The sequence below is a fragment of the Kitasatospora sp. NPDC059146 genome (genome assembly GCF_042786665.1).
In the GTDB taxonomy this organism is placed as follows: domain Bacteria; phylum Actinomycetota; class Actinomycetes; order Streptomycetales; family Streptomycetaceae; genus Kitasatospora.
On sequence record NZ_JBHZCY010000179.1, the window covers coordinates 1 to 15,411 of the forward strand.

Below are 15,411 nucleotides of genomic sequence, written 5' to 3' on the forward strand. Positions count from 1 at the left end.
GGGCGGGAAGGGGGGTGCGGGAAGGTGGGTGCGGGACGGGGGGTGCCGCCCTCGCCTGTCCGGACAGGCGAGGGCGGCACCCGTGGGCCGTTCCTGATCAGCTGTTGGTGAAGATCAGACAGGTCAGGATGAGACAGGTGTACTGGCAGCCGCTGCCGTGGCCGGTCAGCTCGACGGACTCGGTCTCCGGCAGGTCCTGCAGCGCCGCGAGGTCGGTCTCGAAGTCCACCATGTTCTCCATGATCGGGTCCTCCCCTTGAGGGTGTCGCCCGCCGCGATCTGCCTGCGGGCGTCGGGTGTTGACCCCCGGCGCGGCCTCCATCCGCCGCACCGGGGTGGTGCCCCGGGCCTCGACGGGCCCGGGAGTCTGTGGGTGGCCGGGCGGGATCAGCCCGGTCGGCCGGTCCGCAGGAACGCGGCCAGCAGTTCGTGCAGCACGGCGGCGCCCTCCTCGGCGAGCACCTCGTGGCCGGAGCCGGCCGCCTCCACGTACCGGAAGTCCGTGCCCTCGACCCGGCCGATCCGCAGCAACTCGTGCCGCAGCGAACGGGATTGGCCGACCGGTACCACCTCGTCCCGGTTGCCGTGCACGACCAGCAGCGGGGCGCTCAGCCGGTGCGCGAGCTGGAGCACGTCGCGCGGTCCGCGGGCGTCCAGGATCGGGTCGCCGCCGCCCAGCCGGGTGGTCAACGCCCGTACGGGGGGCGCCGCTTCGGCCATCAGCCGGGCGCCGGACAGGAACGGTGCGACCACCGCGCAGCGGGCGACCTGCTCGGTCGGCGCGTGCGCGGCCGCCAGCAGCGCCAGGAAGGCGCCGTAGCTGACCCCGAACAGGGCGGGCGGTTCCAGGCCGAGTGCCGCCCGCTGGCCGGCGATGCCCTCCAGCAGGTAGAGCACGTCGTCCAGGTCGGGGCCGCCCCAGGCGCCCCGGATGGCCAGCGCGTGCGGCACCCCGTAGCCGGTGGAGCCGCGCTGGTTGGGCGCGACCACGGCCAGGCCCTCGGCGGCCATCCGTTGCAGCGCCGGGTCGAACTCCAGCCGCCAGGCGTCGGCGGGGCCGCCGTGCAGCGCCAGCACCAGGTGCGGGCTGCTCAGCCAGGCGTCGCCGCCGTACACCACGGCCTCCAACGGGCCTGCCGGGCCCGCGAGTTCGAGGCTCTGCGCGGGCTGCCAGCGGCTGCCGTCGCCGGGCTGGGTGCTGCCGTCCAGGCGCCAGCCGGCCGGCGGGGTGCGGGTGACGCGCGGTGCACCGGGCTGCCAGGGCAGGACGGTGTCCCGCCACGGGCCGGGCAGGCCCGAGCCCAGGGGCGCGAGTTGCAGCGGCAGCGGCATCGGGGCGGTCTCGGCGGGGGCCGGGCCGTGCGCCAGCAGGGCGTCCACGTCCAGGGTGGCCAGCGCCGCCGGGTGGTCGGGCGAGGAGTACGGGATCCGCAGCCCGGCGCCGTCCCAGTGCCCGACCGCGCCGAGCCGCCCGGGTGGCACCGGCAGCGGGTCCAGCCGCCCGACGGCGGGCCGCCACAGGGCGAGCGCCGAGCCGGCGCCGTGGTCGATCTGCACCGCGACCCGCGGGCCGTCCGCCGCCTGCCGCAGTGCCACCGGGCGCAGGAACATGCCCGAGACGTGCAGGCATTCCGGGAACCGCAGTGGTTCCCCGCCGCCCAGCACGCCCCAGCCGAGCCTGTCGGTGCCGGGCGCGTCGCTGCGCACCATCGCGAAGCGGCTGTCGGGGTCGAACAGCACCAGCCGGTCGTTGCTGTGCTCGCCGATCTCCAGCAGCGGGGTGGTGGTGCCGCTGCGCAGGTCCAGCACCACGCTGCGGACCAGCCCGCCGACCACCCGGTCCAGGGCGAGCAGCGCGCCCGCGTGGTCCAGCCAGGCGCCGCCGCCGTGCAGGCCGGGGATCTCGGCGACCTGCACGGGCTCGCTGCCGTCCGCCCGGATCAGCCAGGCGGTGGTCGCCGGGCGGGTGTCGGTGCCCAGGGCGATCGCCACCGGGGTGCGCGGGTCGGCGCCGGGGGCCACCGGGAGCGGCAGCAGGCGCAGTCCGGGCATCCGGAGCGAGGCCAACTGCTGTTCCACGGTGCCGTTCCCGCCGTGCGAGAGGCGGACCAGGTCGTGCCGCTCGCCGTCGTGCCGGCAGACCAGCACCGAGCCGTCGGGCAGGGCGACGAGCTGCGAGCGCAGCTGCTCCGACCGGTTGCCGGACAGCGGCAGCGCGGCGGGTACGGCGGGGGAGCCGTCCGGTGGGAGCCGCCAACTCTCCACGTACCAGCCGCTGTCGGCGGCCGCGGCCAGGCAGGCCGCGTGGCTGCCGTCGGCGGCGAAGGAGAAGCTCAGCCGGCGCAGGGCCCGGGTGGTGGCGCGGGTGGCCGTGTTCACGTCTCGCTCACCCCGTCGCTGTCGCACGGCAGTTGGTCGCGGGCGGGGGTCGGCGGGCAAGGGGGAGCGAGCGGGTGGCTGGGGGAGAGCGGGTCCAGCCAGAGCCGGGGGCCGCCGTGCCGGAGCCGGAGGAGGAAGGCCAGCGGTCCTGCCGTGCCGGTGCCGTAGGCGGCGGCGCAGCCCGTGCCCGTCTCGTCGGGCAGGACCAGCAGGCCGTCGCGCAGTGCGCTCCGGGCCGCGATCAGTCGGGCCAACCGGCTTGCCCCGGAACGGAATTCGGGCTCGGCCGTGGCCTCGGCGAGGTCCAGCAGGTACTCGCCGTCACCGGCCAGGCCGTGGCAGGCGCTCACTCCGCCGTGCCAGCGGCCGGCCAGGACGGCCCGGCCGGCGGCCCGGGCGAGGCGCAGCGCCTCGGTGTCGCCGGTGGCCCGCCACAGCCGCAGCAGGAAGCTGCCCGCGCCGGAGGAGCCGCTGCACCAGTGCGGGAGCCGGATGTGCTCGGGGTCGGCGGCGCTCTGCGGCCACCAGGCGCAGGCCCGGTCGGTGCGGCCGTCGCGCTCTCCGTCGCCGCCGCCGTCGCCCTCGCTCCACCGCACGGTGGCGCCGAGCGTCCGCCCGGCGTCGAGGGCGGCCGTCGTGCAGGCGTCCCGCAGGGCGCGGTCGCCGGTCGCCCCGGCGGCGGCGAGCAGGAAGGCGCCGACGCCCGCCACGCCGTGCGCGAAGCCGAGGTGGGTGATCCCGGCGAGCGCCGAGTCGAAGTCGGCCGGCACCGGCCAGACCGTCCCGTACGGTTCCCGTCGCGCGGCGGCGAGCAGGGCGCGGGCGCAGCGGTCGGCGCGTTCGGCGAAGCCGTGGTCCGCGCGGAAGTCCTCCCCGGCGAAGCGGAGTTGGGCGAAGCCCGCGCCCGCCGCGCCGTGGCAGACGTCCGGGTTGGGCCACTCGACGGCGATCCGCCGGGCGAGTGCGGCGGCCCGCTCGGCCGCCTCCTGGTCGCCCAGCACCCGGGCGGCGTCGAGCAGTGCCCAGGCCGTTCCCGACCGTCCGAAGTGCAGCCCGGGCAGTACCACCGGCTCGGCGGCGACCCGCCGCTCGATCCAGTCCGCGGCGGTCCGGGCCGTACCCGCGGCCGTCGCCCGGACCTCGGCCGGCAGGCCGGGTGCCGCGGCCGCCCGCGCCAGTACGGCGAGCACGCCCGCGGCGCCGTGCTGGACGTTGCACGGGTCCGTCCGTTCCCCGGCGGGCACCACGGGCCACAGCCGGTCGGACCGTTCCGGTGTCGCGCCGGCGGCGAGGTGCCGCAGGCCGTCGTGCAGCAGCCGGTCGAGGGGCGGGGCATCGGCGTCCGTGCCCGGCCGAGGGGTGGCCTGCCACAGCGGGGCGACCAGAGCGGACACGGCCGGCCTCGCAGCCGCACCGGGCACGGCAGGAGCCGAAACGGCGCCGGGGTCCACACAAGGGTCCACGCCCGGCACTCCGCCGCCGCCCCGCCCACCCAGAGCCTTCCCTCCCAGTGCCTTCCCTCCCAGCGCCTCCCGGGCCCGCGCCAGGCTCCACCGCAGCTCCGGCTGCTCGGCCCGCAGCCCCAGGACCACCGGCGCCAGCCGCCGCGCGGTGGCACCCGAGCGGGCCGCCAGGTCGAGCCAGCGGCCGAGCCGTTCGGCGACCGGGCGGGCCCGCGGCAGGTCCTCGGGCAGCAGCGGGTCGTGCCCGGTGGCCAGCAGGAAGAACAGCCCGCCGAGGGCGTAGCGGTCGGCGGCCGGGTCGGCCGTGCCGGTGCCGGCGAGGGCGAGCCGTCCCTGTTCGGGGGCGCGGTAGCCGGGGGTGCCGGCCGTGCCGGCCCGGTGGCCGGTCTCGGCGGCGAGTTCGAGGTCGATCAGCCGCAGGCTGCCGTCCGGCCGGACCATCACGTTGCCGGGGGAGAGGTCGCGCAGCACCAGGCCCTGGCCGTGCACCCGCCCGACCAGGTCGAGCAGTCCGTGCGCCACCGGTCCGGCCTCGGTCCAGTCGACGTCCGGGCTGCCGTCGCGCCGCAGCCGGGCGGCGACCCAGGCGCCGAGCGGCTGCCCGGCGATTCGTTCCTGCACCAGGAAGACGGAGTCGTCCTGCTCGATCAGTTCGACGGCGCGCGGTACCAGCCCCTGCCCGTCCAGCCGGGCGAGCAGCGCGGCCTCGTGCCGCAGCGCGTCGCGGGCGTCGGTCCCGGCGCGGTCGACCTCGATGTGCGCGCGGGCCTGCTTGACCACGACCTCCGCGCCGCTCGCGGCCTCGCGCCCGAGGAACACCCCGCCCTTGGCGCCGTGCCGTACGGCGGCGGTCACTGCGTAGCGCCCGGCCAGCAGCACCCCGCCGCCGCGCCCGCCCCCGGGCCGGTCGCCGCGCCCGCCCCGGCCTGCGTCCCCACGCCGGCGGGGGTCGTCGGCACCGCGGAACGGGTCCCGGACCCACCCCGGCGCCCGGTACGACCCGCCGCGCACGTCCTCGGCCCGTTCCCCGCCGGGCCCGCGCAGCACCGAGCGGTACTCCCCGTCGTTGCCGAGCTCGGCCCGGGCCGCGAACGCGCCGTAGCGGTAGTGCACCCGGCTGCCGGGCCGGTACGGCCGGTCGGAGAGCACCACCGGCCCGGGCAGCCCGGCCGTCACCCGGTCCAGTTCGGTTGCCAGCCGCTGGAACTGGGCGTCGTCCGCCGGGTAGACGGTGATGAACTTGCCCGCCGAACCACGGTCGCTGTTACGGGAGTTGAGCTCGCGCAGCCGCTCCTCGGCGGCGGCGAACTTGAAACTGCACGGGTCCGCGGCGAGCGCCCGGACCACGGCCGCGAGCACCTCCCCACCGACCACCGAGGCAGCGCTGACGTGGAGCTTCCACCCCTGCGCCGGTAACGGCGCGGACGCGGACGGCCGGGCCGTGCACCAGAAGCCCCCGACGGTGACGTCCCAGTCGCCGTCGCCTCCCCGGCCCCCGGTGCCGGCCAGGGCCGCCCGCGTCGCCTCCGGCCACCCCATGCGTCACCACACCCCTTCGTCCTCTGCTCGGCTCCTCGCGACCCCCCTCCAGGGGCTCCCGGCCGAGGTGACCGGGGCAACTCCCGTTCGCAGGAATGAAGTTAGTTTCGAGAAATCCGAAGCCTCAACGCAGAGCCGGTCACTTCACTCGTAAGGGTGATCAGTGGGCGGTTTCGAATTCGTACGAGAACACTGCTGTGAGTAACGGGCGCACGGCGTGCGGGCGCGTACAGCGCGCGCGGGACCCGGACACGCGCCCCAGCTGCAGGTTGACGCGCATCCGTACGCCTGCGGCACCCGCGTCCGAAGCACGCCCGCCGCCGCCCCGCCGTAGCCCCGGCACCGGCCTGCCGCCGTTCCGCCGCCGTCCCCCGATCGGCCGAGGCCCGACCGGCCCCGCGCGCACGGTAGTCTCGACAGGTGCCGAAACTGTCCGACGTCATCACCGCGCTCGAAGAGGTCTACCCCCCGCAGTGGGCGGAGTCCTGGGACGCCGTCGGCCTGGTCTGCGGTGATCCTCAGGCCGAGGTCAGCCGCGTGCTGTTCGCCGTCGACCCCGTCCAGGCGGTCGTCGACGAGGCCGTGGAGTGGGGCGCCGACCTGGTGGTCACCCACCACCCCCTGTACCTGCGCGGGACCACCAGCGTCGCCGCGACCACCTTCAAGGGCCGGGTGGTGCACACCCTGATCACCAACGGCATCGCCCTGCACGTCGCCCACACCAACGCCGACCACGCCGACCCCGGTGTCTCGGACGCGCTGGCCGAGGCCGTCGGCCTGCGGGTCACCGGCCCGCTGGTGCCGGACCCGACCGACCCGCTGGGCCGTCGCGGCACCGGCCGGATCGGCCTGCTGGAGCCCCCGCTGACCCTGTCGGCCTTCGCCGCGCAGGTCGCCGCCGGTCTGCCCGCGACCGCCGCCGGTGTGCGCGTCTCCGGTGACCCGGACCGGCTGATCGGCCGGGTCGCGGTGTGCGGCGGTTCGGGCGACGGCTTCCTCTCCGACGTACGGGCGGCCGGCGTGGACGCCTACGTGACCGCCGACCTGCGCCACCACCCGGCCTCCGAGGCCACCGAGGCCGCGCCGGTCGCGCTGGTCGACGCCGCCCACTGGGCCACCGAGTGGCCCTGGCTCGGCCTGGCCGAGCGCGCCCTGCGGGCCGTCGCCGACCAGCACGGCTGGGCCGTGGAGACCAAGGTCTCCCACCGGGTCACCGACCCGTGGACCGCGCACGCCCCCATGTCCTTCACCGCCTGACCCGATCCACAGGAGCTTTCCCCTTGAACGCCGCGCCCGCCGACCAGATCCGCCTGCTCGACCTCCAGGCCTTCGACTCGAAGCTCGACCAGCTGGCCCACCGGCGCCGGAGCCTGCCCGAGCACGCCGAGATCGACAAGGCCACCGCCGACCACACCGCGCTCAAGGACCTCGTCGTCGCCGCCGAGGCCCAGAAGGGCGACACCGCCCGCGAGCTGACCAAGGCCGAGCAGGACGTCGAGCAGGTCCGCGCCCGCTCCGCCCGCAACCAGCAGCGGCTGGACTCCGGCGCGATCACCTCGCCGAAGGACCTGGAGAACCTCCAGCACGAGATCGGCTCGCTGGCCAAGCGCCAGGGCGACCTGGAAGAGGTCGTGCTGGAGATCATGGAGCGCCAGGAGAGCGCCAAGACCCGGGTCGACGAGCTGACCGCCCGCCTGGAGCACTCCACCGTCGTCCTCGCCGAGGCCGAGGGCCGCCGCGACGCCGCGTTCGCCGAGATCGACGGCGAGGCCGACAAGGTCAAGCGCGACCGCGAGACCGTCGCCGCCGTCATCCCGGCCGACCTGCTGAAGGTGTACGCCAAGCTGCGCGAGACCCAGGGCGGCGTCGGCGCGGCCCGGCTCTACCAGCGCCGCTGCGAGGGCTGCCGCACCGAGTTCTCGATCACCGAGCTGAACGCCATCAAGGCCGAGCCCGCCGACAAGGTGGTCCGCTGCGAGAACTGCGGGCGGATCCTGGTCCGCACCGCCGACTCGGGCGCCTGATCCGGTGGCGGCGCGCTTCATCGTCGAAGCGGACGGCGGGTCCCGGGGCAACCCGGGGCCGGCCGGCTACGGCGCGGTGGTCCGGGACGCCGACACCGGGCAGCTCGTCGCCGAGGCCGCCGAGTTCATCGGCCACGCCACCAACAACGTGGCCGAGTACCGGGGCCTGATCGCCGGGCTCAAGGCGGCCCGCGCGCTCGACCCGGACGCCTCCGTGGACGTCCGGATGGACTCCAAGCTGGTCGTCGAGCAGATGTCCGGGCGCTGGAAGATCAAGCACCCCGACATGCAGCCGCTCGCCGCCGAGGCGCGCGCGGTCTTCCCGCGCGGCCGGGTCGGCTACACCTGGATCCCGCGCGAGAAGAACAAGGACGCCGACAAGCTGGCCAACGAGGCGATGGACGCCGGCCGCGACGGGCGCCAGTGGGAGCCCAGGCCCCTGGCCGAAGCCGGGGCCGCCGCCACGGCCGAGGAGCCGCTGCCGAAGCCCCCCGCCCCCAAGGCCGGCTGGGCCGCCCCGGCCGACCTCGGCACCCCGACCACCTTCGTCCTGCTGCGCCACGGCGAGACCCCGCTCACCCCGGAGAAGCGTTTCTCCGGCAGTGGCGGCACCGACCCGGAGCTGTCCGACAAGGGCCGCTGGCAGGCCGAGCGGGCCGCCGAGGCCCTGGCCGCGCGCGGCAGCGTCCAGGCGGTCGTCGCCTCCCCGATGCGCCGCACCCGGCAGACCGCCGAGATCGTCGCCGCCCGGCTCGGCCTGGAGGTCCGGTACGAGGAGGGCCTGCGCGAGGTCGACTTCGGCGACTGGGAGGGCCTGACCTTCGCCGAGGTGCAGGAGCGGTACCCGGACGACCTCTCGGCCTGGCTGGGTTCCGCGAAGGCCAAGCCGACCGGCAGCGCCGAGAGCTTCACCACCCTCACCCACCGGGCCGGCGTCGCCCGGGACAAGATCCTCGCCCGGTACGCGGGGAAGACGGTGCTGGTGGTCTCGCACGTCAGCCCGATCAAGACCCTGGTCCGACTGGCGCTCGGAGCCCCGCCGGACTCGATGTACCGGATGGAGCTGTCCGCCGCCTCGATCTGCGCCGTCCAGTACTACGCGGACGGCAACGCCTCGCTGCGGCTGCTCAACGACAGCTCCCACCTGCGCTGACCCTCCCCACCCGGGGGGTCAGTGCACCTCGGTGACCACCACGTCCAGCTGCCACGGCTTGCGCGCCGTGCCCTCCGCCGCCAGCTCGACCCGGTGGCCCAGCGCCAGCAACGCGTCCATCAGCTCGGCCGGCGTCTTCGGCTCGGCCCCGGCGACCAGCAGGTCCCGCACCAGCCGCCCCTTGGTCGCCTTGTTGAAGTGGCTGACCACGCTGCGCTTGCCGTTCCGCTCCTGGAGCACCCGGACGGTCGCCGTACGGGAGGCCACCTCGCCGGCCGGCTTCCAGGCCGCCGCGTACGCGGAGCTGCGCAGGTCCAGCACCAGCCCGTCCGCCACCTCCGGGAGCACGTCGGCCGTCACGCCCCGCCAGTACGCACCGAGCGCCCCCAGCTCAGGGAGTTTCACGCCCATCGAGCAGCGGTAGGACGGGATCCGGTCGGAGATCCGCACCGCGCCCCAGAGACCGGAGAACACCAGCAGCGCCCGCTCGGCGCGGTCGTACGCGGCGGCGTCCAGGGTGGCCAGCCCCAGGTTGTCGAACAGCACCCCGGTGTACACCTCGGCCGCCGGGCGGGCCCCGGCGGTGAGCAGCCCGGCGTTCTTGGCGATCTCGCCGCGCAGCCCGGGGGTGAGGCCGAGCACCTCGGCGGCGGCGTCCTCGTCGCCCCGGCAGAGGCCCACCAGCGCCTCCAGCACCGCGCCGCGCGCCGCCGTCAGCCCCGGCAGCGACAGCCCGTCGAGCGCGAGCGGCGCGCCGTCCCCGGACGCGGCCTTGCCCTCCGAGGGCGGCAACAGCACCAGCACAGCGGACTCCTCAACAATCTGTGGCGGACGAACCCCGCCACCCTACTGCGGCCGCTCCGGCTCCCAACGCCACGCACAGGGGCGAGTAGTAGCGCAGGTTCAGCCGCCGGAACCGCGCCGAGCGCTCGCTGAGCCGCCCGAACACCACCGGCCCGGTGAGCCCGCGGGCCAGCAGCACCCCGGCCGCCGTCCGCACCCCGGCCCGTTGAAACCCGGCCCGCCGCAACCCCCGCGGGCCCGCCGCCGGCAGCAGCCCGGCCTCCGCCGCCACCAGGTAGGAGGCCGTCCCCAGCAGCCCCGCCACCACCAGACAGGCCGACGGCGGCGGCGGCCCCTCGCCCGCGCCCACCACGGTGTCCACGAACTCCTCCGGCGTCCGCAGCGGCCAGGGCGTCACCGCCCACACCGCGTGCAGCGCCCCCGTCACCGCCAGCCCCGCCGACACCACGCCCCCGGCCGCCTTGACCGCGTCCATCGCCCGCACCCCCTCCGTGAAGCAACGCCCGACCCCACCGTACGAGCCCTTACACCCCTCCGGCCCCCGGCCCGCCCGGGCGGCAATTCGGTGGGCCGGCCCGGCGTTGCCCACTACGGTGACCGGCGAAGGAGAGTGAACGAGATGACCATGCGACCCCTGGACCTGGTGCCCGGCGACGGCGACGCCGAGGAGGAGTCCCTGCCCGTGCGCCTGCCCGCCGGCCTGCCCGCGGAGACCAGGCAGGCGCTGGAGTTCGCGGTGCGGGCGGCGGCCGAGGCCGTGCTGGCCGGCCGGGTGCGCGTGACGGGGTCGGCCACGGAGGCGGACACGGCCGAACTGGCCTTCGAGGTCCGCCAGTCCGAGCTCCCGGAGGCGCTCGCGGACCCGCTCCCGCCGACGCCCGCCGACCCGGCCCCGCAGGACAGGGCCGCGCGCCGGGCCGCGATGGTGGCCCGGATCCGCGCCGGGAACGCCGAGACGCTGGAGAGGTTGAAGGACCTGTGACCACGGAGTACCTGGACCTCGACGACGTCACCTACCTCGCCGGGGGCCCGCAGAACGTCCGCGACCTCGGCGGCCTGCTGTCGGCGATCGCCCGCCCGCAGGCCACCCTGTTCGGCGACGACGCCTACCCCGACCTGTGGACCAAGGCGGCCGCCCTCGGCCAGAGCCTGGCCCGCAACCACCCGCTGGTCGACCGGAACAAGCGCACCGCCTTCGAGGCGATGCTGCTGTTCCTGGACTACAACGCGGAGCCCTACACCGACCCGCACCCGGACGACGCCGTGGCCTTCGTGCTGCGGCTCGCCACCGGCGGCTACGACGACGCGATCGCCCTGGCCGCCAAGGACCTCAGGTCCCTCCTGGGCCGTTGAGCCCCGACGGGCGCGGCCCCCGACGGGCGCGGGCCGCCGGCGGACGCGCCGGGGGCCTGCGCCCGGAACCTCCCGGTCCGCCCTACGCTGGCCTGCATGCCTCGCCGAAAACTGCGCGTCAAGGCCGTCGACTCCGCCCGGATCAACACCGAGCTCACCGAGCTCCGCACCCGCCTGGAGATCCACACCGAGTGGCCCGAGGCCGTGCTCGCGGAGGCGGAGGAGGCCGCCGGGCACCCCCGGCTGCCGGAGTACGACGCCACCGACCTGCCGCTGTTCACCGTCGACCCGCCCGGCTCCCGCGACCTCGACCAGGCCATGCACCTGACCCACCGCCCGGGCGGCGGCTACCGGGTGCACTACGCGATCGCCGACGTCGCCGCCTTCGTCCGCCCCGGCGGAGCCGTCGACGCCGAGGCCCGCCGCCGGGTCGAGACCCTCTACTTCCCGGACCACCGCGTCCCGCTGCACCCCGCCCGGATCTCCGAGGACGCCGCCAGCCTGCTGCCCGGCGAACCCCGCCCGGCCCTGCTCTGGCAGCTGGACCTGGACGCCGACGGCGCCGTCGTGCTGGCGGACCTGCGCCGCGCCCTGGTCCGGTCGCACCGCCGACTGGACTACGCCGCCGTCCAGCGCGCCGTGGACCTCGGCGGCGCCGACGAACAGCTCGCCCTGCTCGCCACCGTCGGCCGGCTGCGCGAGGAGCAGGAGCGGGCCCGGGGCGGGATCAGCCTGCCGGTGCCCGAGCAGGAGGTCGAGGAGACCCTGCACGGCTACGTCCTCGGCTACCGCGCGCTGAGCCCGGCCGACGGCTGGAACGCCCAGATCTCGCTGCTCACCGGCATGGCCGCGGCCGAACTGATGCTGGACGCGGGCGTCGGCCTGCTGCGCACCCTGCCGGCCGCGCCCGCCGCCGCGTACGAGCGGCTGCGCCGGATCGCGGCCGCCCTGGACGTCGACTGGCCGCAGGCCCTCCCGTACCCGGAACTGATCCGCTCGCTGGACCCGGACGCGCCGCTGGACGCCGCCTTCCTGAACGCCTGCACCGGGCTGCTGCGCGGCGCCGGCTACCACGCCTTCGACGAGTCCCGCGGCCTGCCCGCCCCCGCCGAGCCCGGGCACGCCGCGCTGGCCGCCCCGTACGCGCACTGCACCGCGCCGCTGCGCCGGCTCGGCGACCGCTTCGCCCAGGAGGTGTGCGCGGCGGTCGCGGCGGGCGAGGACGTGCCGGACTGGGCGCGCGAGGCGCTGCCGGCCGTACCGGCGCTGATGGCGAGCGGGGACCGGCGGGCGGCCGAGGTGGAACGGGCCTGCGTGGACCTGGTGGAGGCCGAGCTGCTGGTGGGGCGGGAGGGCGAGGAGTTCTCGGCGGTGGTGATCGAGGTGGACGGCAAGCGCCCCGGCTCGGGCGTCGTCCAGCTGCGCGAGCCCGCCGTCCGGGCCCGCTGCGACGCCGCCGACGGCACCGGGGGCGGGCCGCCGCTCCCGCTCGGCCGGGTGATCGACGTCCGCCTCGCCCGGGCCGATCCGGCCACCCGTACGGTCCGCTTCGCCGCGGTCTGAGCCCCCCTCACCCGGCCCGGGGTGGGAGGATCGGTCCGTGCCCGATGCCCAGCCTCCCGTCGCACCCGCCGCCGGACCCGCTGCCCCGTCACCCGCCGTGCCGGACACCGGTCGCCGCCGCCGGCTGCTGGTCCTCGCGATCTGCTGCCTGAGCCTGTTCATCGTCGGCCTGGACAACACCGTGGTGAACATCGCGCTGCCGGTGATCCAGAAGGACCTGGACGCCCCGGCCTCCGGCCTGCAGTGGATCATCGACGCCTACACCCTGGTGCTGGCCTCGCTGCTGATGCTGTTCGGCTCGGTGGCCGACCGCTTCGGCCGCCGGCGGGTGTTCCGGATCGGGCTGGCCTGCTTCGCCCTGGGGTCCCTGCTGTGCAGCCTGGCGCCGAGCCTGGAGTGGCTGGTGGCCTTCCGGGCCCTGCAGGCGGTGGGCGGCTCGATGCTCAACCCGGTGGCGATGTCGATCATCACCAACACCTTCACCGACTCGAGGGAACGGGCCCGGGCGATCGGCGTCTGGGGCGGCGTGGTCGGCATCTCGATGGCGCTCGGCCCGCTGCTCGGCGGCTTCCTGGTGGACGGCGCCGGCTGGCCGTCGATCTTCCTGATCAACGTTCCGGTGGCCCTGGTCGCCATCCTGCTGACCTACCGTTACGTCCCCGAGTCGCGCGCGCCGCGGCCCCGCCGGCTCGACCCGGTCGGGCAGCTGCTGATGATCGTCCTGCTCGGCTGCGGCACCGCCGCGATCATCGAGGGCCCGGGCAACGGCTGGACCTCCCCGGTGATCCTGGCCCTCGCCGCGGCCGCGGTCGCCGCGCTGATCGCCTTCCCGCTCTGGGAGCGGCGGGTCGCCGAGCCGCTGGTGGACCCGCGCTTCTTCGCCAGCGCGCCGTTCACCGGGGCCACCGTCACCGCGGTCTGCGCGTTCTCGGCGCTGGGCGGCTTCCTCTTCCTCAACACCCTCTACCTCCAGGACGTCCGGCACTACAGCCCGGTCGAGGCGGGCCTGTGGACGCTGCCGATGGCCGGGATGATGCTGGTCTGCGCGCCGCTGTCCGGGCGGATCGTCGGCAGCCGGGGCCCGCGCCTGCCGCTGGTGGTGGCCGGGCTGGGCCTGGCGGCGAGCGGCCTGCTGCTCACCCGGCTCGGCGCCGACTCCCCGGCCGCGCTGCTGCTGGCCGCGTACGCGCTGTTCGGCTTCGGCTTCGGCCTGGTCAACGCGCCGATCACCAACGCGGCGGTCTCCGGCATGCCGCGCTCCCAGGCGGGCGTGGCCGCCGCCGTCGCCTCGACCAGCCGCCAGGTCGGCCAGTCGCTGGGCGTCGCGGTGATCGGCACGGTCGTCACCTCGGCCGTGGTGGGCCCGATGGCCACCGGCTTCGCCCCGGCCAGCCACGCCGGCTGGTGGATCCTGGTCGGCCTCGGCGGCGCCGTCCTCGTCCTCGGCCTGGTCACCACCGGCGTCTGGGCCGACCGGACCGCCGCGGGGGTGGCCGCCCGCCTCGGCGGCGAGCCGCCGGCGGCCCGGCCCGGTGTTCGGGAGGCTCCGCCCGAGCGGCTACCATGACCACTACGGCGGAAGAGCCGGCCGGGCGGTCGCGACGGGTCCCTGACCCGCCGAGGAACGTCCGGGCTCCACAGAGCAGGGTGGTGGGTAACGCCCACCCGGGGTGACCCGCGGGACAGTGCCACAGAAAACAGACCGCCCACCGCTTCGGCGCGTGGGTAAGGGTGAAACGGTGGTGTAAGAGACCACCAGCGACCGGGGTGACCCGGCCGGCTAGGTAAACCCCACCTGGAGCAAGGTCAAGATCGGTGCCCTCGGGCACCGTGCGCGAGTGTTCGAGGGCTGCTCGCCCGAGCTCGCGGGTAGACCGCACGAGGCTGTCGGCAACGGCAGCCCTAGATGGATGGCCGTCTCCCCGGGCCGCGCGAGCAACCCGGGTGACAGAACCCGGCGTACAGGCCGACTCTTCCGCCCCTCGAACAGCCGAAGGCCCTCCGACCCGCAACGGGTCGGAGGGCCTTTCGCGTCGTCCTTTTCGCGTCGTCCCTTTCGCGTTGTCGCGGGACCTTCGCGCGTCGCGGGGCCGGGTTCAGGCCGGGTGGGTGCCGACGGCGTCGCGGATCTGTTCGCCGAGGCCGCCGTTGACGCGGGCGCAGTTGGCGCAGCAGAAGAACATGCCGGCCACCTCGACGCCGTGGCCCACGATGCGCACGTTGCAGTGTTCGCAGCGGGGGGCGAGCTTCTCCATCGCGCACTCGAAGCTGTCGAAGGTGTAGGTGTCGCCGGTGACCGTCCTGATCTCGAAGGCGAGCCAGTAGTCGTTGCCGCAGGTGACGCAGATGGCCATGGCGGCCGTCTCCTTCCGGTGGGGGCCGGCCCTGGCGGGGCGGCTCCCTCCAGTCTCGAAGGCGTGCCCGGCGGCGGCCACCCGGCGGGCCCGTCCGGCGGGGCGGGCCGCCGGGGCGGGCCGGTGGGAGCGGTCAGCCGGAGTCGGCGGAGAGCTGTTCCAGTGCCCGGACGGCGCGGTCGGCGTCGTCGGCGGCGACGAACAGGTGGTCGTGGTGGAAGCCGGCCACCACGTTGCAGCTGATGCCCTGCTCGGCGAGGCGCCCGGCGACGGCCGCGGTGAGTCCGACGGCCTCCAGTGCGGAGTGGATCTGCAGGGTGATCCAGGCAGCCACGTACTCGTAGCGCAGCCCGAGCGCGTCGGCCTCCTCCTGGGTGACCACCACCGTCACCCCTTCGGGTTCGGCGACGGTCACCACCGGCCGCATGCCGGCGGGCACCTTCGCGGGGAGGGTGCAGTAGACGTACCGCCCCGGGTTGAGCTGCGGGCGCATCCCGCGCAGCAGGGTCGCAAGGTCTCGTTCACCGGCCATGCCCGTCACCGTATCCGTTCCGCCCGGGCCCGCGCGGCCTGTCGCAACCGTGTCGGTATCCGTTGACGAGCGACAGTCACCGATATATCGTCGAACTATCGAGACAGTGACTCGACTGTCCCGACGGAACCGAAGGAACCATCGAGGAGGTGGGCGCTGGTCCTGCCGCGCTCGATGGAACTGGTCGCCGCCGAGCTGGCCGTCGCCCGCTCCGGCGCCGCCTTCCTGCCGGTGGACCCGGACTACC

The 15,411-nt window shown here is 75.8% G+C and carries 14 protein-coding genes and 1 other RNA gene; 8 read left to right on the forward strand and 7 right to left on the reverse strand.

The window, feature by feature from the left end; genetic code table 11:
* Window positions 1-97 precede the first annotated feature (97 nt).
* From ACFXPX_RS40625 to lanL, 3 genes are all read right to left on the reverse strand, one after another.
* Window positions 98-241 carry a VenA family class IV lanthipeptide gene (locus ACFXPX_RS40625; RefSeq protein ID WP_157882160.1) on the reverse strand — a complete coding sequence of 48 codons (144 nt, stop codon included), beginning with the start codon at window positions 239-241 and terminating at the stop codon, window positions 98-100.
* Between the two features lie 146 nt (window positions 242-387).
* Window positions 388-2,379, reverse strand: coding sequence for an alpha/beta fold hydrolase (locus ACFXPX_RS40630; RefSeq protein ID WP_380644861.1), 1,992 nt, complete (start codon window positions 2,377-2,379; stop codon window positions 388-390).
* Window positions 2,376-5,381, reverse strand: a complete 3,006-nt coding sequence (gene lanL / locus ACFXPX_RS40635; RefSeq protein WP_380644862.1) for a class IV lanthionine synthetase LanL — start codon at window positions 5,379-5,381, stop codon at window positions 2,376-2,378. Before lanL ends, ACFXPX_RS40630 begins: the two co-directional genes overlap by 4 nt.
* 420 nt (window positions 5,382-5,801) lie before the next feature.
* Here lanL and ACFXPX_RS40640 point away from each other — a divergent pair, with 420 nt between their 5' ends.
* The 3 genes from ACFXPX_RS40640 to ACFXPX_RS40650 are packed head-to-tail and all read left to right on the forward strand — an operon-like array spanning window position 5,802 to window position 8,558.
* Window positions 5,802-6,638 carry a Nif3-like dinuclear metal center hexameric protein gene (locus ACFXPX_RS40640; protein WP_380405641.1) on the forward strand — a complete coding sequence of 279 codons (837 nt, stop codon included), beginning with the start codon at window positions 5,802-5,804 and terminating at the stop codon, window positions 6,636-6,638.
* A gap of 23 nt (window positions 6,639-6,661) precedes the next feature.
* Window positions 6,662-7,405, forward strand: coding sequence for a zinc ribbon domain-containing protein (locus ACFXPX_RS40645; protein ID WP_380644863.1), 744 nt, complete (start codon window positions 6,662-6,664; stop codon window positions 7,403-7,405).
* 4 nt (window positions 7,406-7,409) lie between these two features.
* Window positions 7,410-8,558 (forward strand): bifunctional RNase H/acid phosphatase, encoded by a 1,149-nt coding sequence (locus tag ACFXPX_RS40650; protein WP_380527363.1) that lies wholly within the window; start codon window positions 7,410-7,412, stop codon window positions 8,556-8,558.
* Between the two features lie 18 nt (window positions 8,559-8,576).
* Here ACFXPX_RS40650 and yaaA read toward each other — a convergent pair whose 3' ends face one another.
* Together yaaA and ACFXPX_RS40660 are read right to left on the reverse strand one after the other, a co-directional pair.
* Window positions 8,577-9,362 (reverse strand): peroxide stress protein YaaA, encoded by a 786-nt coding sequence (yaaA, locus tag ACFXPX_RS40655; protein WP_380527365.1) that lies wholly within the window; start codon window positions 9,360-9,362, stop codon window positions 8,577-8,579.
* A gap of 10 nt (window positions 9,363-9,372) precedes the next feature.
* On the reverse strand, window positions 9,373-9,837 hold the full coding sequence (locus ACFXPX_RS40660) for a DUF3995 domain-containing protein (RefSeq protein ID WP_380644864.1): 465 nt from the start codon (window positions 9,835-9,837) through the stop codon (window positions 9,373-9,375).
* A 144-nt stretch (window positions 9,838-9,981) separates the two neighbouring features.
* Between ACFXPX_RS40660 and ACFXPX_RS40665 the strand changes: the two genes are divergently transcribed.
* The 5 genes from ACFXPX_RS40665 (at window position 9,982) to rnpB (ending at window position 14,256) form a co-directional block, all read left to right on the forward strand.
* Window positions 9,982-10,344: a hypothetical protein gene (locus tag ACFXPX_RS40665; protein WP_380527367.1), complete on the forward strand. Its 363-nt coding sequence runs from the start codon at window positions 9,982-9,984 to the stop codon at window positions 10,342-10,344.
* Window positions 10,341-10,715 carry a type II toxin-antitoxin system death-on-curing family toxin gene (locus ACFXPX_RS40670; RefSeq protein WP_375887989.1) on the forward strand — a complete coding sequence of 125 codons (375 nt, stop codon included), beginning with the start codon at window positions 10,341-10,343 and terminating at the stop codon, window positions 10,713-10,715. Before ACFXPX_RS40665 ends, ACFXPX_RS40670 begins: the two co-directional genes overlap by 4 nt.
* 96 nt (window positions 10,716-10,811) lie before the next feature.
* Window positions 10,812-12,278 carry an RNB domain-containing ribonuclease gene (locus ACFXPX_RS40675; protein ID WP_380527369.1) on the forward strand — a complete coding sequence of 489 codons (1,467 nt, stop codon included), beginning with the start codon at window positions 10,812-10,814 and terminating at the stop codon, window positions 12,276-12,278.
* Between the two features lie 97 nt (window positions 12,279-12,375).
* Window positions 12,376-13,845: an MFS transporter gene (locus ACFXPX_RS40680; protein ID WP_380644865.1), complete on the forward strand. Its 1,470-nt coding sequence runs from the start codon at window positions 12,376-12,378 to the stop codon at window positions 13,843-13,845.
* A 13-nt stretch (window positions 13,846-13,858) separates the two neighbouring features.
* Window positions 13,859-14,256: RNase P RNA component class A (rnpB, locus tag ACFXPX_RS40685), an RNA gene on the forward strand.
* A gap of 118 nt (window positions 14,257-14,374) precedes the next feature.
* Here rnpB and ACFXPX_RS40690 read toward each other — a convergent pair.
* Together ACFXPX_RS40690 and ACFXPX_RS40695 are read right to left on the reverse strand one after the other, a co-directional pair.
* The gene (locus tag ACFXPX_RS40690; RefSeq protein WP_375887995.1) at window positions 14,375-14,632 is read right to left on the reverse strand and encodes a Prokaryotic metallothionein; all 258 of its coding nucleotides are present in this window, start codon (window positions 14,630-14,632) and stop codon (window positions 14,375-14,377) included.
* A gap of 133 nt (window positions 14,633-14,765) precedes the next feature.
* Complete coding sequence (locus tag ACFXPX_RS40695) at window positions 14,766-15,164, reverse strand: ACT domain-containing protein (RefSeq protein WP_375887996.1); 399 nt, start codon at window positions 15,162-15,164, stop codon at window positions 14,766-14,768.
* Window positions 15,165-15,411: the final 247 nt, after the last annotated feature.